We start from the raw sequence: 20027 nt of genomic DNA on the forward strand, positions 1-20027 counted from the left end.
TCGGCGGACGGGTCCCGGCCGCCGAGCGGTCGCACATCCTGCGAGAGAAGCGATGATCCAGGCCTTCGGACTGACCAGCAACCCGCGCCAGGAGCTCCCGCCCGCTGTCGACGACGTGTCCTTCGAGGCACCGACGGGTCGCGTCACGGCGCTGCTCGGTGCTCGCGGGTCCGGTAAGACGACGGCGGTTCGGCTGATGCTCGAACTCCAACAAGGCCGTGGAATCACGCATTTCAGAGGCCGCCCCCTACACCGCATCCCCCATCCATCCCGCGAGGTGGGCGTGTTGCTCGGTGAGGTCCAGGGGCATCCGTCCCGAACCGTGCGCGGACAACTGCGTATGTTGTGCGCGGCCGCAGGGGTGCCGGTGCAGCGTGCCGACGAGGTCCTCGAAGTCGTCGGCATCGTCAGCCTGCGTGAGCAGCGACTCGGCACGCTCTCGCGAGGCATGGACAGGCGCCTCGGCCTCGCCTGCGCGCTTCTCGCGGACCCTCACACCCTCGTCCTCGACGGACCCGCTGACGGACTCTCGGTGCGTGAGGGCAAGTGGCTGCACGGCATCCTGCGGGCCCACGCGTCGCTCGGCGGCACCGTGCTCTTCACCACCGACGACGCCAAGGAAGCGGCGCGGACCGCTGACCGCGTGGTCACCATGGAGGCAGGACGCGTCATCGCGGACCAGGGAGTCGCGGACTTCTCCCGTACGCGGCTGCGCCCCCGCGTCGCCGTGCGCAGCCCGCATGCCACCCGGCTCGGTGTCCTGCTGGCCAAGGAGGCGCGCGCGACGCAGCGATCCGTCGAGGTCGTGAACGAAGACGGCAACCGCCTCTCCGTATACGGCAGTAACTGCGCGGACATCGGCGAAACCGCGTTCCGCCACAGCATCCTCATCCACCAACTCGCGGACGAGGTCGGGGATGCGGGACCGTCGGTGAGCGTCCCGGCACGCGCGCGCACTGAAGCAGTCCGCGGCGCGGAGCCGACCCCGCCTCAGACGACCGCCGCGGAGGCATCGCCCGCCGAGACGCCACCTCCGGCCACAGAGTCGTCGGAACGCGACGCGGACCTTGCCGGCGCCTCCTCCCCGGCTGAGTCGCCGCAGCGCGACGTTCCGGGCCCTCAGGCGCCCGGAACTTCCTCAACCCCAGCCCCCGCCCCTCCCTCCTCCCCCCTGTCCCCCCTCCCACCCCCCATCACGATCCGCCCCGCACCCAGCCCGCTCCGTCCGCTGCGTTACGAGGTTCGCCGGGCGGCCGGCATCGCCACCGGTTACCTCACGGCGGCCGCCGTCCTCGGCGCCTCCGCGATCGTCGCCGTGCTGCTCGCCCGGACCGGTCACACGCCGCAGCCCCGTCTCCTTGCAGCCTGGCCGCGGGAGCTGCCGCTTCCGCCGGCGGCCCTCGGTGCGGGGCTGCTCGGGGCCTTCGCGTTCGGCGACGAATTCCGTCACCCCGCGCTGGCCGCCGACCGCGGCACCGTCCCCCGTCGCCTGGGACTTCTCTGCGCGAAACTCGTCGTCGCAGCGGCCATCGCCGTCTCGCTGGCATTCCTCGTCGTCGCGTCCGACGCGGTGCTGCTTCACCTTGTATACGGAGAAGAGCTCACCAAGGTTCCCGCCGACTGGCTTTCATCGAGCGCGAGTTGGCTCGCGCTCGTCATGGGCTGCGCCTGGGCCGGGGTGCTGGCCGCAGGTGTCTTCCGGTCCACGACGGCCGGGCTGGCCGCCGTACTCGCCGTTCCGATCCTCGTCGTGCCCCTCGTACAAGAGGCCTTGGCGGGTCCATCTGTGCGAACGGCGGCGGGACTTCCGTCGAGGCTTCGTGATCTGGCGCTTGTGCACTGGCCGTTCGGGGCGGAGCGTCTTCTGGCCGCGGGGCTGCGGATGATCGCTCAACCTGTGGGCGGCGCCCTGATGTTGTCGCTGACCGCTCTGCTCTGCGCTTATCTGCTCACAGTGCTACGTCCCAGGGCTCGATGACGGCCTTCGGCGCCTTCCGGTCCGGCCCCGCGCACAACTCTCCGACGACCGCCCATTTCCGTCCTATAAGGCGTCAATTGCGACGAGGTAAGCGATCACCCTTTCGTGTGCTTTTCACCAAAGACCTCAAGGGACTTGGGAGCGGCGCCGACAACAGATCCGTGAGTACCCTTGCGCACACCATGATGACCGCCGCCCGCTCCGCCGACTCCGGCCTGACCGGCCCGGGCGAACTCGACCGATACCCCTATGGGGAGGCCAATGGTGCCGACCGTGTCGGCGCCCCTGTCTGGGATGTCGCGGATCAGGATCTCGGCCGGATGGGGCGGCGCGCCGCCGGCAGCCGCGGCCGCGGCCTGCACGGCCAGCTCGTCCAGCAGCTGGGCCAGATGATCGTTTCCGGGGATCTCGGCGCGGACCGCCCGCTCGTCCCCGAGGAGATCGGCCAGCGATTCGAGGTGTCCCGCACCGTCGTCCGCGAGTCGCTCCGCGTCCTCGAGGCCAAGGGCCTGGTCAGCGCCCGCCCCAATGTGGGCACCCGCGTCCGCCCCGTCAGTGACTGGAACCTGCTCGACCCGGACATCATCGAATGGCGCGCCTTCGGTCCGCAGCGCGACGACCAGCGCCGGGAGCTGAACGAGTTGCGCTGGACGATCGAACCCCTCGCCGCCCGGCTCGCGGCCGGACACGGCCGTGAGGACGTCCAGCAGCGGCTCACCGACATGGTCGAGATCATGGGGCACGCCCTGGGCCAGGGCGACCCGATCACCTTCGCCCGCGCCGACGCCGAGTTCCACTCCCTGCTCATCCAGCTCGCGGGCAACCGCATGCTCGAGCACCTGTCCGGCATCGTCTCCGCGGCCCTTCAGGTCTCCGGGGGGCCCGTCACGGGCTGTGACCGTCCGAACGAGACAGCCGTCGCCCACCACAGCCGGATCGCCGACGCCCTCGCCGCGGGTGACGGCACGGGCGCGGAGGCCGCCATGCGGCAGCTGCTCACCGTCCACCCCGATGTCGAACGTGTGGTCCCCGCGCCCCGCGAGCACTGACGCCTTCCACGGCGATTCGGTGATCCGGCGCCTCGGTGCAGACTCCGGTGCCCGATGCACCGCACGGTCCGGGTGCGCCCACCATCTGTTCCCCATGTGTCGCCGGATCGCGCCTGATCCCCCCGGACCCGGCGCGATCCGGCGACATATGCGTGAACCATGGGTTCCGCCGGTTCGAGCTGGGTACCCGAAGAGTGGCCATGTTTGACCGTATCCATTAGTTTTTGACTGCTTACGGGGTGTGACTCGGGCCACGCAGATTGGGCGTAACGCTCCTTGGAACAGCGCGATGACCTAAGAGGCGACAGTCGAGGAGGGAATACAGCAGCCGCGTATGGCGCTGTCCATCTCCCCGGCCCCCGCCCGCGCCGTCGGCCCATCCCCAAGCCGGCGGTCGTCGGCTCCGGTCCTCACAGGACGGGGCCGGAAGCCGTTTTCCAACGTTCCGAGAGGTTGTTCGTGTCGGCCAGCACATCCCGTACGCTCCCGCCGGAGATCGCCGAGTCCGTCTCTGTCATGGCGCTCATTGAGCGGGGAAAGGCTGATGGCCAGATCGCCGGCGACGACGTGCGCCGTGCCTTCGAGGCCGACCAGATTCCGGCCACTCAGTGGAAGAACGTTCTGCGCAGCCTCAACCAGATCCTCGAGGAAGAGGGTGTGACGCTGATGGTCAGTGCCGCGGAGCCGAAGCGCCCCCGCAAGAGCGTCGCAGCTAAGAGCCCGGTCAAGCGCACCGCCACCAAGACCGTCGCCGCCAAGACGGTCACGGCGAAGAAGGTCGCTGCCACGGCCACCCCCGAGTCCCCGGCCGAAGAGGCCGAGGCTGAGGACGCCGAACCCAAGAAGGTCGCAGCCAAGAAGACGACGGCCAAGAAGGCCGCCGCCAAGAAGACCGTCGCCAAGAAGGCGGCGGCGAAGAAGACGTCCGGCAAGAAGGACGACGAGGCCGACGACGAGGCCGAGGAGACCCCCGGCACGGCCAAGGCCGAAGGCGAGCCCGGCGAGGAGGGCGCGCAGGGCTTCGTCCTGTCCGACGAGGACGAGGACGACGCGCCCGCGCAGCAGGTCGCCGCGGCCGGCGCCACCGCCGACCCCGTCAAGGACTACCTCAAGCAGATCGGTAAGGTCCCGCTGCTCAACGCCGAGCAGGAGGTCGAGCTCGCCAAGCGCATCGAGGCCGGCCTGTTCGCCGAGGACAAGCTCGCCAATGCCGACAAGCTCGCGCCGAAGCTCAAGCGCGAGCTGGAGATCATCGCCGAGGACGGCCGCCGTGCCAAGAACCACCTCCTGGAGGCCAACCTCCGTCTGGTGGTCTCCCTGGCCAAGCGTTACACCGGGCGCGGCATGCTCTTCCTGGACCTGATCCAAGAGGGCAACCTCGGTCTGATCCGCGCGGTCGAGAAGTTCGACTACACCAAGGGCTACAAGTTCTCCACGTACGCGACGTGGTGGATCCGTCAGGCGATCACCCGCGCGATGGCCGACCAGGCCCGCACCATCCGTATCCCGGTGCACATGGTCGAGGTCATCAACAAGCTCGCGCGCGTGCAGCGTCAGATGCTCCAGGACCTGGGCCGCGAGCCCACCCCGGAGGAGCTGGCCAAGGAACTCGACATGACCCCGGAGAAGGTCATCGAGGTCCAGAAGTACGGCCGCGAGCCGATCTCCCTCCACACCCCCCTGGGTGAGGACGGCGACAGCGAGTTCGGCGACCTCATCGAGGACTCCGAGGCGGTCGTGCCGGCCGACGCGGTCAGCTTCACGCTCCTCCAGGAGCAGCTGCACTCCGTCCTCGACACCCTGTCGGAGCGCGAGGCGGGCGTCGTCTCGATGCGTTTCGGTCTCACCGACGGTCAGCCGAAGACCCTCGACGAGATCGGCAAGGTCTACGGCGTCACGCGTGAGCGGATCCGTCAGATCGAGTCCAAGACGATGTCGAAGCTGCGTCACCCGTCGCGCTCGCAGGTGCTGCGCGACTACCTGGACTAGAAGCGCGACCGCCCTGACCGGATCCGGTCGGTAGGTACGTCATCGAAGGGCCCGGCCCCCCTGTGGGGGCCGGGCCCTTCGATGTGCTCGTGTGCATGACGCACGAAGTTCGCTCACGCTGGGTGGGTCGATACAACCCAGAGTGAGGACACCGAATGCGTCGTCCCTTCGCCCGAGCCCTGCTCCGGGCGCCTGCCCTGCTGGCGGCGGCGGCCTTGCTGCCCCTGGCCTCCCCCGCCCCGTCAGTGGCGGACAGCGTCGTCATCGGGGGCCGGCCGGTCCGGGTGGCCGACAGTCCGTGGGTGGTGGCGCTCTCCAGTCGTGACCGGTTCGGGGGTACGCGATCCGGGCAGTTCTGCGGGGGCGTCGTGGTCGGGCGGTCGACCGTCATGACCGCCGCCCACTGCCTTGGCCCCGAGGTCCTGGGGACCACGCCACGCGCCGTGGGTGACCTCAAGGTCATCGCGGGGCGTGATGACCTGCGGACCCAGTCGGGCGAGGAGATCCTGGTACGCCGCACCTGGGTGAACCCCGACTACAACCCCGAGACCAACTCCGGGGATGTGGCGATCGTCACACTGGGCGCGCCGCTACCCGAGAGGTACGTGATCCCGATGGCGGGGGCGGGGGACTCCGCGTACGCGACCGGAACCCGCGCCGCTGTCTACGGCTGGGGTGACACCACCGGGGCCGGTGACTACGCGACCATGCTGCGGGTCGCGGACGTGCAGGTATTCAAACGCTCCGTGTGCAAGGCGGCCTATCCGGGCGGCTCTGAGGGAACGTTCCGCGCTCGCACGATGCTGTGCGCGGGGGTGCCGCGAGGCGGGCGGGATGCCTGCCAGGGGGACAGTGGTGGCCCTCTCGTGGCGCGCGGGCGCCTGATCGGGCTCGTGTCGTGGGGGAACGGCTGTGGGCGTCCTGGAAACCCCGGCGTCTACACCCGAGTGTCGGAGGCAATGCGCGTCATGCCAAAGCCTGTCTGAGGCGCTCAGGGCGCCTCACGGGCATATGTGGGGCTGATGCGAGGATGGGCGGCCACCCCTGTGGTGCAGGGATGGCCGCCCGATCACCGGCCTGGGCCGGAGCTGGCTCGTCGTTGTGCGAGGCGTCAGCGTTCCTCGGTTTCGGCGCTTGCCGGAGCGGCGGTCAGGCGCTCCGTCTCGTCCTGTATCTCAGCGGCGATCTTCTTGAGTTCCGGCTCGAACTTGCGGCCATGGTGGGCGCAGAAGAGCAGTTCACCACCGCTGATGAGGACGACACGAAGGTACGCCTGGGCGCCGCAACGGTCACAGCGGTCAGCGGCCGTCAGTGGGCTCGCGGGGGTCAGAACAGTAGTCACGTCGCCTCTTCTCTAGCTCGACGAGCTGTCGTACCAGGGTCAACATCCAACCAGGCCGAAAACGTTCCCGCTCGTGGCTTTTCCTCGAAAAATCTTTCCGAGGGGCTGTCTGCTGCCGGTTGGCGGCGAATGTGCCGTATTGCGTCTCTTACGTGTCATACGGGTTCGCGCGTTCCGTCAGGTCGGTCCTCGCCGACTGGCTTGTCGGTTGTGCATGAGGACGTGCCCGGAGCCTAAATGGTTCATGCCTCGAAGGGAACGTGATGTGCGCTTCACCCCATCGAGGGATCGAACACGCATGCGATGCTGGACTAGTCTGGGCAGAGGCGAGGGTTGCGTTACAACGGCTCTACCAGGCCTCGGTACCCTCTGAGCGGCGACCGAAGCCGATCCCTTACCCAAAAGGGTTCCAACTGAAATTCAGCGAGGAGCGAACTGCGTGACCGCCGAAACGTCCGTGCCGTCCACAGCGCTGCTGACCGGAGCAGGCGGCATCGTGGACAAGGACAGTTCCAACTACACCGCGCGGCACCTGCTCGTCCTTGAGGGACTCGAGGCCGTACGCAAGCGCCCTGGCATGTACATCGGGTCGACGGACAGCCGTGGCCTGATGCACTGCCTCTGGGAAATCATCGACAACTCCGTCGATGAGGCCCTCGGCGGCTATTGCGACCACATCGAGGTCATCCTCCACGACGACGCCTCCGTAGAGGTGCGGGACAACGGCCGCGGCATCCCCGTGGACGTCGAGCCGAAGACCGGGCTCTCCGGGGTCGAGGTCGTCATGACCAAGCTGCACGCGGGCGGCAAGTTCGGCGGAGGCTCCTACGCGGCCTCCGGCGGCCTGCACGGAGTGGGCGCCTCCGTGGTGAACGCGCTCTCCGCGCGGCTCGACGTCGAGGTCGACCGAGGCGGGAACACGCACGCCATCAGCTTCCGCCGCGGCGTCCCCGGCGCCTTCGCCAAGCCGGGACCCGACGCGACCTTCGACTCCGCCGCGCGGCTCAGCAAGGTCAAGCGGATCCCGAAGAACCGCACCGGCACGCGCGTGCGCTACTGGGCCGACCGCCAGATCTTCCTCAAGGACGCCAAGCTCTCCCTGGAGAACCTGCACCAGCGCGCCCGCCAGACCGCGTTCCTCGTGCCAGGCCTGACCATCGTCGTGCGCGACGAGTACGGGCTCGGTGACGGCGGCAGCAAGGGCGAGGAGTCCTTCCGCTTCGACGGCGGCATCAGCGAGTTCTGCGAGTACCTCGCCGCCGACAAGCCGGTCTGCGATGTCCTCCGTTTCTCCGGACAGGGCACCTTCAAGGAGACCGTCCCGGTCCTCGACGACCACGGTCAGATGACGCCGACCGAGGTCACCCGCGAGCTCGCTGTGGATATCGCGATGCGCTGGGGCACCGGCTACGACACGACACTCAGGTCGTTCGTCAACATCATCGCCACCCCCAAGGGCGGCACCCACGTGAGTGGCTTCGAGCGCTCGCTCACCAAGACGATGAACGAGGTGCTGCGCTCCCAGAAGCTGCTGCGCGTCGCCGAGGACGACGTGGTCAAGGACGACGCCCTCGAGGGCCTGACGGCCGTCGTCACGGTGCGTCTCGCCGAGCCGCAGTTCGAGGGCCAGACCAAGGAGGTGCTCGGCACCTCGGCGGCCAACAGGATCGTCGCGAACGTCGTGGCCAAGGAACTCAAAGCGTTCCTGACCTCCACCAAGCGCGACGCGAAGGCCCAGGCCCGCGCCGTCATGGAGAAGGCCGTCGCCGCGGCCCGTACGCGGATCGCGGCCCGCCAGCACAAGGACGCGCAGCGCAGGAAGACGGCCCTCGAGTCGTCGTCGCTGCCGGCCAAGCTGGCGGACTGCCGCAGCGACGACGTGGAGCGCAGCGAGCTCTTCATCGTCGAGGGGGACTCTGCGCTCGGCACCGCCAAGCTGGCCCGGAACTCCGAGTTCCAGGCGCTGCTGCCGATCCGCGGCAAGATCCTCAACGTTCAGAAGTCGTCCGTGTCGGACATGCTGAAGAACGCCGAGTGCGGCGCGATCATCCAGGTCATAGGAGCCGGGTCCGGGCGGACCTTCGACATCGACGCCGCGCGCTACGGGAAGATCATCCTGCTCGTCGACGCCGACGTCGACGGCGCGCACATCCGCACCCTGCTCCTGACCCTCTTCCAGCGCTACATGCGGCCGATGATCGAGGCGGGCCGCGTGTTCGCCGCGGTGCCGCCGCTGCACCGCATCGAGCTCGTCCAGCCGAAGAAGGGCCAGGACAAGTACGTCTACACGTACTCGGACCGCGAGCTGCGCGAGACGCTCCTCGAGTACCAGCGCAAGGGCGTGCGCTACAAGGACTCGATCCAGCGTTACAAGGGCCTCGGAGAGATGGACGCCGACCAGCTGGCCGAGACCACGATGGACCCGCGTCACCGCACGCTGCGCCGTATCAACATCGGCGAGCTGGACGCCGCGGAGCAGGTCTTCGATCTGCTCATGGGCACGGACGTGGCGCCGCGCAAGGAGTTCATCAGCAGCTCGGCCGCGACGCTCGACCGCTCGCGCATCGACGCCTAGGGGCGCCCCGGATGCCGGCTCCACCCGTGGGTGGAGCCGGCTGATCCACCCACGATCCACCCCAGCTCCGATCCCGTGAACTGGCCTTTTCCGTAACTTCGAAGACGTTGCTCGACGCCGCTGTTCGGCGTCGCAGGCGAAGTTCTCGAACCGCTCGAAATCCTCGAAGTCACGGAAAGTCGGAGGCCGCCATGTCCGGGCTCACCAATGTGCTGGTGATCATCGCAGTCGTCGTGCTGGTGGTCGTCCGTCAGTTCAAGGCGCAGCGGATCACCATGGACAAGCGCTGGTGGGTCGTGTCCGCCGTGCTCGTCTTCATGGCGCTGCGCAAGCCGGACCTCCTCGACTCCCACCACCAGGCCCTCTCGGCCTCGCTCATAGGGCTTGAGCTGCTCGTCGGTCTCGCCCTCGGCGCCGGCTGGGCCTGGACCACCCGGATCTGGACCGCGCAGGACGGCACCGTGTGGAGCAAGAGCACCAAGGCCAGCGGCGCCGTCTGGGTCGTCGGAATCGCCGTACGGGCCGGTCTCTACGCCGCCGGCGCGGCCTTCGGTATCAAGCAGGGCAGCGCCGCGCTCATGCTTGCCCTGGCCGCCACACTGCTCGTCCGCTCCGGAGTCCTCATCTGGCGTGCGCAGTCCCTGCGGCCTGCACCCCAGGGGGCCGGGGCGTACGGTGCCGGCGTGCCCGCGCCGTCGTGGAAGGACCGTGTGTGACGTCCGGAGCCTGGACCAGCTGGCCCTCGCGGGAGGCGCTCTCCCGCGAAGGGCTCACGCGGGCGCGGCGGGTCCTTGCCCGCGTCGTGAGAGCGGTCGCGCTCACGGCTCTCGTGTGGACCGCGGCAGCGGAGCGTGGCGTGCACGGGTGGACCGTTGCCCTGGCGCCGGTCGCGCTCATCGCCTGCGGCGCCGCGGCCTGGGGGTTCTTCCGGACCACGCTGGAACACCTGCTGTGGCCCTCCGTGGGTCTGCTCGCCGTCCTGCTGGGCGCGGCATTCGCGGCGGAGCAGACGGGGTTCAGAGGGCCGGCGCTCGTCCTCTGGTGCGGCTGCGCCGTCACCGCTCTTGAGCGGCTGCCCCTGGTCGCGGCCATTCCTCTCACGGCTGGCGCGCTCACAGGGTTCGCGGTCCTGAACAACGACGCATGGTTCACCACAGCGGTCACCACCATCGGGCTCTGCCTTGCGGGATACGTCCTGCGCCTCGACGCGGAGGCCAGAGGAAGTGCCCAGCGGCTGCTCCGGCAGGAACGGGCCGCGCGCGCCGCGGAGGCGGAATCCGCCGCACTGGCCGAGCGGGCCCGGATCGCGCGGGAGATCCACGACGTGCTGGCCCACAGCCTCTCCGCCCAGCTCGTCCACCTCGAAGCGGCACGTCTGCTCATCGAGCGGGGCGCGGATCTCGACCAGATCCACGAGCGCGTCGTCGCCGCCCGGGGCATGGCACGCGATGGGCTCACCGAGACCCGCCAGGCACTCTCGGCGCTGCGCGGAGAGATGACCCCGCTCGAGGACTTCCTGCGCGAACTCGTCGCCACGGACGGCGCGACGGTCTCGGTGGAGGGGGTGCGGCGGCCGTTGTCCGTCGAGGCGTCACAGACAGTACGCAGGGTCGCCCAGGAGGCCCTGACGAACGTACGCAAGCACGCGCCCGGCGCGAAGGCCCAGGTGAGACTGGAGTACGGCATCGCCGAAGTGACCCTTGAGGTAAGGGATTCGGGCTCGGCCACGCTGGCGGGGGAGCTCACTGTCAGTGGCTCCGGCTACGGTCTGTTGGGGATGAGGGAGCGTGCGGAGCTGCTCGGCGGCACGCTCGTGGCAGGGCCGTGCGAGGAGGGTTTCGCAGTGAAGCTGAAGGTACCCGCATGAGCGGGACGGACCCGGGGGCGAACGGAACGGATCGCCTGGCGGACTCGGCAGGTTCGCAAAGGGGCGGTGCGGACGCGGAAAGTTCGCAAACAGGCGTGGCGGACGCGGCAGGTTCGCAAGGGGGCGGTGCGGCGCGTAGGGACGCCAGAGTGGTGGTCGCCGATGACCAGACGGTCGTGCGCGAAGGCATCGTGATGCTGCTCGGGCTACTGCCCGGCATCAAGGTCGTCGGAGCGGCCGGCGACGGCGACGAGGCCGTCGCGCTGGTTGCCCAACTCGCCCCGGACGTCGTCCTCATGGACCTGCGCATGCCGCGCTGTGACGGGGTGGAGGCGACGCGGCGCATCCGATCGAAGTACCCCGGAACCCAGGTCGTCATCCTGACCACCTACGCGGACGACGAGTCGCTGTTCCCCGCGCTCAAGGCCGGAGCCCGCGGCTATCTGACCAAGGATGCGGGCGGGGACGAGATCGTGCGGGCCGTCGAGGACGTGCTCTCCGGGGACGCGGGCCTTTCCCGAAGATCCAGCGCCGACTTCTGGAGCGTCTTTCGGAGCCGGCGCCGGCCCCCGCGCCAGTGGAGCCGCCCGACGGAATCACCGCGCGAGAGGCCGAAGTTCTGGGGCTCATCGCCGAGGGGCTCACCAATCAGGAGATCGCCCGCGCCCTGCATGTCTCCACCGCGACGGTGAAGACACACATCAACAATCTCTTCGCCAAAACCGGCCTCAAGGACCGGGCTCAGGCGGTGCGGTATGCCTATCGGCACGGCCTTGTTCAGCCACCGGGGTAGGCCATCACCTAATGGAGTGAAGGGAGATGTGAGAAGAGTCCGGGATCTTCCCGTTCTGCCCATCCTTGGGCTCGCGGCCTAAGTGGCCTGCGGGCAAGGAGAGTTCGGTGGAGAAGCATGACGGGAGCGAGGCGGCGCAGACCCGGCCCGGTGATCGCGGTGTTCTCGGCGATCCCTGGTACGACGCGCTGGCCTCCGGTTGGGGCGAGTTGGACGGCACGGGGGCACCGGCCCCGGCCGTACCTCCCCAGGCCGGCCCCCCGGAGCGGAGCGCGGCGGCGATCTATCTGGAGGTGCAGCGCAGCGCGGCCTTCCAGGAAGTACGTAGCCGCTACCGGAGGTTCGTCATTCCGGCCGCCGCGGCCTTCTTCGCCTGGTACCTCGCGTACATCCTGGCGGCGACGACGGCCCCGGGTCTGATGGGCAGGCCCGTCGCGGGAGCGGTGAATGTGGCGATGCTGGCGGGGCTCGGGCAGTTCCTGAGCACCTTCCTGCTGACGTGGCTGTACTCGCGCCACGCGCGGCTGCGAAGGGACCGCGCGGCGCTCGAACTGCGCTGGGACACCCAGGAGATGACCCGAGTGATCGAGGCTGGCCGGCGGTGACCGCGAACCATCAGACACTGGCGCTGCTGCTGTTCAGCGTGTTCGTCGCCGTCACGCTGGCGATCACCACATGGGTGAGTCGCAACAGGCACGGATCGGCGGAGGAGTTCTACGCGGGCGGCCGGCTGTTCTCGCCCATGGAGAACGGGTTCGCCATCGCGGGCGACTACATGTCGGCCGCCTCCTTCCTCGGGATCTCTGGCCTGATCGCGCTCTTCGGATACGACGGCCTGCTCTACTCGGTCGGGTTCCTCGTGGCCTGGCTGGTCGTGCTGCTGCTGGTCGCCGAACTCGTGCGCAACTGCGGGCGGTTCACCCTCGCCGACGTCATCGCCGCCCGGATGCGAGAGCGTCCCGTACGGATCGCGGCGGGAACTTCCTCGGTGACGGTGTCCGTTCTCTATCTGGTGGCGCAGATGGTGGGTGCGGGCAGCCTGGTCGCGCTGCTGCTCGGCAGCACCGGCGGAGCCGTTCAGGCGTGGACCGTCGTCGGCGTCGGCGGTCTCATGGTCATCTATGTGTCGCTGGGAGGGATGCGGGCCACCACCTGGATCCAGATCGTCAAGGCGGTCCTGCTCATGGGCGGGGCGATCACCCTGACCGTGCTCGTCCTGGTGCGTTTCCACGGGGACTTCGACCAGCTGCTGCGTACGGCGGCGCAGCGCAGCGGGCACGGAGCCGCGTTCCTCGCGCCCGGTCTGAAGTACGGCGACGACTGGACCGCGAGGCTCGACTTCATCAGCCTGGGCCTTGCGCTCGTGCTCGGCACGGCCGGACTGCCGCACATCCTGTCGCGCTTCTACACCGTTCCGACGGCGCGGGCCGCGCGCCGCTCGGTCATCTGGTCCATCGGACTCATCGGCAGCTTCTACCTGATGACCATCGTGCTCGGCTTCGGTGCGGCGGCGATCGTGGGATCCGACGCCGTGCGGGGTTCGAACGCGGCCGGGAACACGGCGGTTCCGCTGCTCGCGCTCGACCTGGGCGGCGGTCCGGACTCCACAGGTGGAACGGTTCTGTTCGCCGTCGTCGCGGCCGTCGCCTTCGCCACGATCCTCGCCGTCGTCGCCGGGATCACGCTCGCCTCCTCGGCCTCCGTGGCCCACGATCTCTACGCGTCCCTGCGCCGCCCCCACGCCAAGCCGCGCAGCGAGGTCGCCGTGGCCCGCGTCGCCGCCGCCGGGATCGGCGTGGTCGCGATCGCCCTGGGACTGCTCGCCCGCGACCTCAATGTGGCGTTCCTCGTGGGCCTCGCCTTCGCCGTGGCGGCCTCCGCGAATCTGCCCGTACTGCTCTACTCCCTGTTCTGGCGGAACTTCACCACGCGCGGCGCCGTGTGGTCCGTCTACGGAGGGCTCGTGCCAGCCCTCGTCCTGGTGGTCCTGTCACCGGTCGTGTCAGGCAGCGAGACGTCGCTGTTCACCGGCGTGGACTTCCAGTACTTCCCGCTGGAGAACCCCGGCCTCATCTCCATTCCCCTCGGTTTCCTGGCGGGCTGGCTCGGCACGGTCACCTCGCATGAGCCACCGGACGAGGCCAAGCACGCGGAGACGGAGGTGCGTGCGCTGACCGGGGCGGGAGCCGTCTGAGGACCACGTCCCACAGGTGTGGCCGGCTCCCGCGCGGCTGCCCCAGAGCGCTCAGGTCAGGTCGGGCCACCGCCGGCCACCTCAGGGCGCCACCCACACATAGCGATGCTCCGGACGCCCGGTATCCCCGTACTTGAGCGAGAGGTGGAGCCGGCCCGACTGTTCCATGTGGCGCAGATACCGCTGCGCCGTGGAGCGGCTCAGGCCGGTCTGAGCCGCCACCTCGTGGGCGGACAGCGGATGGTCGGCGCGGTGCAGCACATCGCAGATCAGATCCGTGGTCGGCTCCGACTGACCGCTCGGCAGGCCGGGCGACGCGGGCATGGGCAGCGCCCGTAGCGCACCGAAAATCCGGTCGACCTGCTCCTGGCCCGCAGCGCCGCGGCCGCTGACCCGGTCCACGGTGCGGCGCAGCGCCGCGTACGAGTCGAGCCGCGAACGCAGCGCGGCGAACGTGAACGGCTTCACCAGGTAGTGCAGGGCTCCCTGGCGCATCGCCGCCTGCACCGTCAGGACGTCGCTCGCCGCGGTGATCATGATGACGTCGGTGTTGTGGCCGTTCTCCCGCATCCGGTGGGCGAGTTCGAGGCCCGTCATGTCGGGCAGGTAGTGGTCGAGCAGCACGAGGTCGATGCGCTGGCGCTCCACGGCGGCCAGCGCCTGCGCGGCGTTGTGGGCGCGGGCCACCACCCGGAAGCCGGGAACCTTTCCCACGTACTTCGCGTTGATCTCGGCGACACGGAAGTCGTCGTCCACGACCAGGACGTCAATCATCGGGCCTCTCTCCCTCAAGCCCAGGCGAGCTGTTAAGCCCGTGTTTCGGCTCAGCTGTTGTAGCGCGAGCAAAACGAGCACAACAGCCTCTTGCAAGCAGAAGTCCTCCTTGCGCCCAGAAGACTGATGCGGTGTCCCAGGTCACATCTACCTTCCGGCCATGAGCACAGACACCGGCCCCGCCATCGAACTGCGGGGCGCGAGCAAAACCTTCAGGACGCCTTCGGGCGGCCTGCACACCGCGGTCAGGGAGCTCGATCTGACCGTCGGACGCGGCGAGTTCGTGGCCGTCGTCGGCCCCACGGGCTGCGGCAAGTCGACCACCCTCACCCTTGTCAGCGGCCTGGAGGAACCCACCGACGGCGAGGTCCTGGTGGCCGGCGAACCCGTCGAGGGAGTCGGCGACAAGGTCGGATTCGTGTTCCAGCAGGACGCGACGTTCCCCTGGCGAACGGTGCTGTCCAACGTCATGGCCGGTCCGCGCTTCCGCGGCGTACCGAAGGCCGAGGCGAAGGACAAGGCCCGCGAGTGGCTGGCGCGCGTCGGTCTCGCCTCCTTCGAGGACCGCTACCCGCACCAGCTCTCCGGAGGCCAGCGCAAGCGGGTCGCGCTCGCCGCCACGTTCGTCAACGACCCCGAGATCCTGCTCATGGACGAGCCGTTCTCGGCGCTCGACGTGCAGACCAGGGCCCTGATGTCGGACGAGCTCCTGGAGCTGTGGGAGGGGACGGGCGCCTCGGTCGTCTTCGTCACCCACGACCTGGAGGAGTCCATCGCGCTGGCCGACAAGGTCGTCGTCATGACCGCGGGCCCGGCCACCGTGAAGCAGGTCTTCGACATCGGCCTGCCGCGCCCCCGCAAGGTCGAATCGGTACGCCTGCTGCCCGAGTTCATCGAGATCTACCGCGAGATCTGGGAGTCCCTGGGCGAAGAGGTCCGCATCACGCGCGAGAGGGGTGCCGCCGATGTCGCCTGATGCCGTCACCGCCCTGCCCGCCACCGAGACCGCCAAGCCGGGACGTGCCGTCACCAAGGCCCGCGCCGCCCGCCGGCGCAAGGTACTGATCGGCAGCGCCCGGGTCCTGCTCCTCGTCGCCGTCCTCGGCCTCTGGGAGGTGCTCGCGCGCGCCGCGGTCATCGACCCGTTCAACTTCTCGATGCCGTCGAAGATCTGGGACCAGATCTGGACGTGGACCACCCACGGCACGGCGCTCGGGTCGCTGGGCGAACAGGTCTGGTTCACGCTCTACGAAGCGCTCGTCGGCTGGATCATCGGTGTGATCGCCGGTGTCGTCTTCGGTATCGCGCTCGGGCGCATCACCTTCCTCGCCGACGTCCTCGGCCCGTACATCAAGGTCCTCAACTCGATCCCGAGGATCGTGCTCGCCCCGATCTTCGTGATCTGGTTCGGCCTCGGCCCGGCCTCGAAGGTGGCCTCCGCCGTGGTCCTGGTGTTCTTCCCGGTGTTCTTCAACGCCTTCCAGGGAGCCCGTGAGGTCGACCGGAACCTGGTCGCCAATGCCCGCATCCTCGGCGCCAGCGACCGCCGTGTGACGCTTCAGGTCGTCATCCCGTCCGCCACGTCATGGATCTTCACCAGCCTCCATGTGAGCTTCGGCTTCGCACTGATCGGCGCCATCGTCGGCGAGTACATCGGCGCGACCAAGGGCGTCGGCCTGCTCGTCGCGCAGTCGCAGGGCACGTTCAACGCGGCCGGTGTGTACGCGGCGATGGTCATCCTGGCCGTCGTGGCCCTGCTGGCCGAGGGGCTGCTCACCTTTGCCGAGCGCCGCATCTTCCGCTGGAAGCCGGCGGATTCGGACAGCTGACCACCGCGGCTCGTCGCGAGTCACGAGCGCTTCTCCGTACCGCTCGCTCCGCCCTCTCCGCCCTCTTCATTCTCTTCAGTCTCTTCACAAGGACGTGAACCACCATGCGTAACACCGCGCGGCTCTGTGCCCTCGCAGCGACCGGCCTGCTCGCCCTCTCCTCGCTCACGGCGTGCGCCAACGACGCCGCCAGTACGAGCACCGGCTCCGGCAAGAAGGCGGACGGGAAGGGAGAGCACGTCAAGATCATGGTCGGCGGCCTGGACAAGGTCATCTACATGCCGGCGATGCTCACGGACCGGCTCGGCTACTTCAAGGATGAGGGTTTGAATGTCCAACTTCTGAGCGAGCCCGCGGGTGTCCAGGCCGAGACGGCGCTCGTCTCCGGCCAGGTCCAGGGGGCCGTCGGCTTCTACGACCACACCCTCGATCTACAGGTGAAGGGCAAGGCCGTCGAGTCCGTGGTGCAGTTCTCACGCGCCCCCGGAGAGGTGGAGATCGTCTCCAACAAGGCGTCCGGGGCCATCTCCTCGCCCAAGGACTTCAAGGGCAAGAAGCTCGGCATCACGGGTCTCGGCTCCTCGACGGACTTCCTCACGAAGTACCTGGCGGTCAAGAACGGCGTCCAGCCCAGCCAGTTCTCGCCGGTGGCCGTCGGCGCCGGCCCGACGTTCGTCTCCGCGCTCCAGAAGGGCGCCATCGACGGCGGCATGACGACGGACCCCACCGTCGCCACGATCCTGGACAAGAAGCTCGGCAAGGTCCTCGTCGACATGCGGACCCCGGAGGGCTCCCAGGAAGCGCTCGGCGGCCCGTACCCGTCGTCAAGCCTCTACATGCAGACCGACTGGGTCAACAGCCACAAGCCGACGGTCCAGAAGCTCGCCAACGCGTTCGTGAAGACGCTCAAGTGGATGTCCACGCACAGCGCCGACGAGATCGCGGCCAAGATGCCGGCCGACTACTCGCAGGGCGACAAGAAGCTGTACGCCGAGGCGATCAAGGCCACGCTGCCGATGTTCACGACGGACGGCGTGATGCCCAAGAACGGCCCCGAGACTGTTGAGAGTGTGCTCAAGGCGTTCAACCCGAACATCAAGAACGCCAAGGTCGACCTGAGCAAGACCTACACCACCGAGTTCGTGGACAAGGCCGCCGGCTGACCACGTCAACTCGATGTACGTGGCTCAGGTGCGGGTCGCCCAGACATAACGGTGTTCCGGGCGGCCCGCATCGCCGTACTTGAGGGTCAGGCCGGCCCGACCGGTGCGTTCCAGGAGCTTCAGGTAGCGCTGGGCCGTCTGCCGGCTCAGCCCCGTACGGTCGGCGACCTCCTGCGCCGAGAGCGGGCCCTCTGCGTCCACCAGCGCCCTGCGGACGAGCTCCGCCGTGCTGAGGGAGTGCCCCTTCGGGAGGTCCGGCTCGGTGTCGGCCGAGAGGGCGCCGAAGATCCGGTCGACCTGGGCCTGTTCGGCCTCGCCGCCACCGTCCAGGGTGCGGCGCAGCCCCGCGTACGCCTCCAGCTTGGCGCGCAGACCCGCGAACGCGAACGGCTTGACCAGGTACTGCAGCGCCCCGAGTCGCATGGCGGCCTGCACGGTGGAGACGTCTCGCGCCGCCGTCACCATGATCACGTCGGTCTGGTGGCCGCGACGCCGGATCTCCTGAACGGTCGCCAGACCCGTCTCGTCCGGCAGGTAGTGGTCCATGAGGATCAGGTCGATCTGCGGCCGGGCCTCCACCTCGCGCAGTGCCTCGGCCGAGCTATGTGCCTCGGCGACCACGCGGAAGCCCGCCACCTTCTGCACGTAGGCCGCGTTCACGCGCGCGACGCGGATGTCGTCGTCCACGACCAGCACTTCGATCATCGCGGGTCCTCCTTCGTGGGGGTGGCCATGGCATCGGCGACGGTGTCGGCCGTGGTGGTCGTGGGTGCTTCGGTGGCGTCCTGCGCGAGGCCCGGATCCGTGAGCGCCTCGGGCAGGACGACGGTGAACTCGGCGCCCCCGCCGTCCGGTTCGCCGACGTCGACGCTGCCGCCCTGCCGTTCCGCGAGCCGGCGCACGAGGGGCAGGCCGATGCCGCGCTTCCCGTGGGAGGGCAGCTTCTTGGTGGACCACCCCTCCGTGAAGATCAACTCCCGTCGGGCGGCGGGGATGCCGGGTCCCGTGTCGCGCACCCGCAACTCCACTGTGTGGTCGTCGGTCGCCCGTACATCGACCTCCACGCGCGCGTGGGGGGTGCCCGCGACCGCGTCCACCGCGTTGTCGACCAGATTCCCGACGATCGTGACGAGTCCCCGCGGGTCGATCAACCGGTCGGGGAGGAGTGTCCTGTCGGAGATCCACAGGGCGACTCCGCGCTCCGCGGCCACCGTAGCCTTGCCGACCAGGAGCGCCGCGAGCAGCGGATCGTGCACCTTCTCGGTCACCTGTTCCGCGGTCGCCCTGTGGTCGCCCACCACCTCGCCGACGAACTCGACGGCGTCGTCGAACATCTCCAGTTCGAGCAGGCCGAGCAGCGTGTGCATGCGGTTGGCGTGCTCGTGGTCCTGGGCGCGCAGGGCGTCGATCAGGCCGCGCGTCGAGTCGAGCTCGCGGCCGAGCTGCTCCAGCTCGGTGCGGTCCCGGAGGGTGGCGACGGCGCCGCCGTCGTCCGTGGGCATGCGGTTGGCGATCAGGACGCGCTGTCCGCGGACGGTCACGAGATCCGTGCCCGTGGCCCGGCCCGCCAGCACATCAGTCGTACGACCCGGGCCCAGGGCGTCGTCGAGCGACTGCCCGATCACCTCGTCGCCGATGCCCAGGAGCCGGTGGGCCTCGTCGTTGAGCAGCCGGATCCGGCCGCTCCGGTCCAGGGCGACGACGCCTTCGCGAATGCCGTGCAACATGGCCTCGCGCTCCGACAGCAGCCCCGAAATATCGGAGAACGCCAGGTCACGGGTCTGCCGCTGGACCCGGCGCGAGATCAGGTAGGCGGCCAGCGCGCCCACCGCGAGGGCGCCGCCCGCGTACGCGAACAGACCCGGAATGGCGTGGATGAGCCGCGCCCTGACGCTGTCGTACTCGATGCCGACGGAGACGGCCCCGACGATGTCGCCCCGTGCGTCGCGCAGGGGAACCTTCCCGCGCGCGGAGCGGCCCAGGGTGCCGCTGTCGATCTCCATGACCTCGTGGCCCGCGAGCGCCTCGCTGGGGTCCGTGGAGACGATCCTGCCGACCTCGCCCGGATCCGTGTGGGACCAGCGGACGCCTTCCTTGTTCATGATCACTACGTACTCGGCGCCACTGGCCCGGCGGATCCGCTCGGCCTCCCGCTGGACGGGACCGTCGACCGTGGGACGTGAATGACGCAGGTCCTCGGCGATGCTCGGCTGGGCCGCGGTGGTCTGCGCGATGGCGAGCGCGCGGCGCATCGCCTGGTCGTCGAGCTGGTCGCTGAGCGGCGCGAGGAAGAGCCCCGTCGCGAGCACGGCCACGCCGGCGGCGATCGCCACCTGCATCAGCAGCACCTGCGCGAAGACGCGTCGTGGCAGGCCGAAGCGCAGCCGGCGCGTGGGGGGAGTGGGGCTCATACGAAGAACGGTAAGGGGGCGAGCGGGCTAGTCCGTAGCGATGTGGCGGGTATCTCGCGACCT

General features: G+C 69.2%; 16 protein-coding genes and 1 pseudogene. 13 read left to right on the plus strand and 4 right to left on the minus strand.

From position 1 onward, the window contains the following. The first annotated feature begins 52 nt into the window (after window positions 1–52). The 4 genes from ACY0PA_RS30595 to ACY0PA_RS30610 all read left to right on the plus strand — a co-directional run bounded on the left by ACY0PA_RS30595 (window position 53) and on the right by ACY0PA_RS30610 (window position 6002). A complete protein-coding gene (locus tag ACY0PA_RS30595) occupies window positions 53–1978 on the plus strand; it encodes an ABC transporter ATP-binding protein (protein WP_473080734.1) in 1926 nt (641 codons plus the stop codon). A gap of 161 nt (window positions 1979–2139) precedes the next feature. After that, a complete protein-coding gene (locus tag ACY0PA_RS30600) occupies window positions 2140–3027 on the plus strand; it encodes a FadR/GntR family transcriptional regulator (RefSeq protein ID WP_473080735.1) in 888 nt (295 codons plus the stop codon). Between the two features lie 459 nt (window positions 3028–3486). After that, window positions 3487–5016 carry an RNA polymerase sigma factor gene (locus ACY0PA_RS30605; protein ID WP_473080736.1) on the plus strand — a complete coding sequence of 510 codons (1530 nt, stop codon included), beginning with the start codon at window positions 3487–3489 and terminating at the stop codon, window positions 5014–5016. A 155-nt stretch (window positions 5017–5171) separates the two neighbouring features. Then, complete coding sequence (locus ACY0PA_RS30610) at window positions 5172–6002, plus strand: S1 family peptidase (protein WP_473080737.1); 831 nt, start codon at window positions 5172–5174, stop codon at window positions 6000–6002. Window positions 6003–6127: 125 nt separating this feature from the next. Here ACY0PA_RS30610 and ACY0PA_RS30615 read toward each other — a convergent pair whose 3' ends face one another. After that, window positions 6128–6358: a DUF7455 domain-containing protein gene (locus ACY0PA_RS30615; RefSeq protein WP_018535956.1), complete on the minus strand. Its 231-nt coding sequence runs from the start codon at window positions 6356–6358 to the stop codon at window positions 6128–6130. A gap of 439 nt (window positions 6359–6797) precedes the next feature. Here ACY0PA_RS30615 and ACY0PA_RS30620 point away from each other — a divergent pair, with 439 nt between their 5' ends. The 6 genes and pseudogenes from ACY0PA_RS30620 (at window position 6798) to ACY0PA_RS30645 (ending at window position 13787) form a co-directional block, all read left to right on the plus strand. Further along, window positions 6798–8933 (plus strand): DNA gyrase/topoisomerase IV subunit B, encoded by a 2136-nt coding sequence (locus tag ACY0PA_RS30620; RefSeq protein ID WP_326773765.1) that lies wholly within the window; start codon window positions 6798–6800, stop codon window positions 8931–8933. Window positions 8934–9124: 191 nt separating this feature from the next. Then, window positions 9125–9649: a DUF1453 domain-containing protein gene (locus tag ACY0PA_RS30625; RefSeq protein WP_473080738.1), complete on the plus strand. Its 525-nt coding sequence runs from the start codon at window positions 9125–9127 to the stop codon at window positions 9647–9649. After that, window positions 9646–10800 carry a sensor histidine kinase gene (locus ACY0PA_RS30630; protein WP_473080739.1) on the plus strand — a complete coding sequence of 385 codons (1155 nt, stop codon included), beginning with the start codon at window positions 9646–9648 and terminating at the stop codon, window positions 10798–10800. Before ACY0PA_RS30625 ends, ACY0PA_RS30630 begins: the two co-directional genes overlap by 4 nt. 194 nt (window positions 10801–10994) lie before the next feature. Continuing rightward, window positions 10995–11593 (plus strand): annotated as a pseudogene (locus tag ACY0PA_RS30635) (response regulator). A 107-nt stretch (window positions 11594–11700) separates the two neighbouring features. Beyond that, window positions 11701–12198 carry a DUF485 domain-containing protein gene (locus tag ACY0PA_RS30640; protein ID WP_473080740.1) on the plus strand — a complete coding sequence of 166 codons (498 nt, stop codon included), beginning with the start codon at window positions 11701–11703 and terminating at the stop codon, window positions 12196–12198. Then, a complete protein-coding gene (locus ACY0PA_RS30645; RefSeq protein WP_473080741.1) occupies window positions 12195–13787 on the plus strand; it encodes a solute symporter family protein in 1593 nt (530 codons plus the stop codon). Before ACY0PA_RS30640 ends, ACY0PA_RS30645 begins: the two co-directional genes overlap by 4 nt. A gap of 81 nt (window positions 13788–13868) precedes the next feature. Here the strand turns inward: ACY0PA_RS30645 and ACY0PA_RS30650 are convergent, their stop codons facing one another. Continuing rightward, window positions 13869–14561, minus strand: coding sequence for a response regulator (locus ACY0PA_RS30650; protein WP_473080742.1), 693 nt, complete (start codon window positions 14559–14561; stop codon window positions 13869–13871). Between the two features lie 160 nt (window positions 14562–14721). Here ACY0PA_RS30650 and ACY0PA_RS30655 point away from each other — a divergent pair, with 160 nt between their 5' ends. From ACY0PA_RS30655 to ACY0PA_RS30665, 3 genes are all read left to right on the plus strand, one after another. Continuing rightward, window positions 14722–15537 (plus strand): ABC transporter ATP-binding protein, encoded by an 816-nt coding sequence (locus ACY0PA_RS30655; RefSeq protein ID WP_473080743.1) that lies wholly within the window; start codon window positions 14722–14724, stop codon window positions 15535–15537. Further along, window positions 15527–16390: an ABC transporter permease gene (locus ACY0PA_RS30660; RefSeq protein WP_473080744.1), complete on the plus strand. Its 864-nt coding sequence runs from the start codon at window positions 15527–15529 to the stop codon at window positions 16388–16390. Before ACY0PA_RS30655 ends, ACY0PA_RS30660 begins: the two co-directional genes overlap by 11 nt. A 104-nt stretch (window positions 16391–16494) precedes the next feature. Further along, a complete protein-coding gene (locus ACY0PA_RS30665) occupies window positions 16495–17553 on the plus strand; it encodes an ABC transporter substrate-binding protein (protein ID WP_473080745.1) in 1059 nt (352 codons plus the stop codon). A 24-nt stretch (window positions 17554–17577) separates the two neighbouring features. On the opposite strand, the gene ACY0PA_RS30670 is transcribed toward ACY0PA_RS30665, so the two are convergent. Beyond that, a complete protein-coding gene (locus ACY0PA_RS30670; RefSeq protein WP_100591139.1) occupies window positions 17578–18258 on the minus strand; it encodes a response regulator in 681 nt (226 codons plus the stop codon). Beyond that, window positions 18255–19964 (minus strand): sensor histidine kinase, encoded by a 1710-nt coding sequence (locus ACY0PA_RS30675; protein ID WP_473080746.1) that lies wholly within the window; start codon window positions 19962–19964, stop codon window positions 18255–18257. Before ACY0PA_RS30675 ends, ACY0PA_RS30670 begins: the two co-directional genes overlap by 4 nt. Window positions 19965–20027 lie beyond the last annotated feature (63 nt).

The sequence above is a fragment of the Streptomyces sp. DS1-CR2 genome (assembly GCF_055760475.1).

What these genes read in the sequence shown, in the direction of transcription:
- ACY0PA_RS30595 (WP_473080734.1), top strand. Translation starts at nt 53, where the DNA reads ATGATCCAGGCCTTCGGACTGACCAGCAACCCGCGCCAGGAGCTCCCG.
- ACY0PA_RS30610 (WP_473080737.1), top strand. Translation starts at nt 5,172, where the DNA reads ATGCGTCGTCCCTTCGCCCGAGCCCTGCTCCGGGCGCCTGCCCTGCTG.
- ACY0PA_RS30625 (WP_473080738.1), top strand. Translation starts at nt 9,125, where the DNA reads ATGTCCGGGCTCACCAATGTGCTGGTGATCATCGCAGTCGTCGTGCTG.
- ACY0PA_RS30650 (WP_473080742.1), bottom strand. Translation starts at nt 14,561, where the DNA reads ATGATTGACGTCCTGGTCGTGGACGACGACTTCCGTGTCGCCGAGATC.
- ACY0PA_RS30655 (WP_473080743.1), top strand. Translation starts at nt 14,722, where the DNA reads ATGAGCACAGACACCGGCCCCGCCATCGAACTGCGGGGCGCGAGCAAA.
- ACY0PA_RS30660 (WP_473080744.1), top strand. Translation starts at nt 15,527, where the DNA reads ATGTCGCCTGATGCCGTCACCGCCCTGCCCGCCACCGAGACCGCCAAG.
- ACY0PA_RS30665 (WP_473080745.1), top strand. Translation starts at nt 16,495, where the DNA reads ATGCGTAACACCGCGCGGCTCTGTGCCCTCGCAGCGACCGGCCTGCTC.
- ACY0PA_RS30670 (WP_100591139.1), bottom strand. Translation starts at nt 18,258, where the DNA reads ATGATCGAAGTGCTGGTCGTGGACGACGACATCCGCGTCGCGCGCGTG.
- ACY0PA_RS30675 (WP_473080746.1), bottom strand. Translation starts at nt 19,964, where the DNA reads ATGAGCCCCACTCCCCCCACGCGCCGGCTGCGCTTCGGCCTGCCACGA.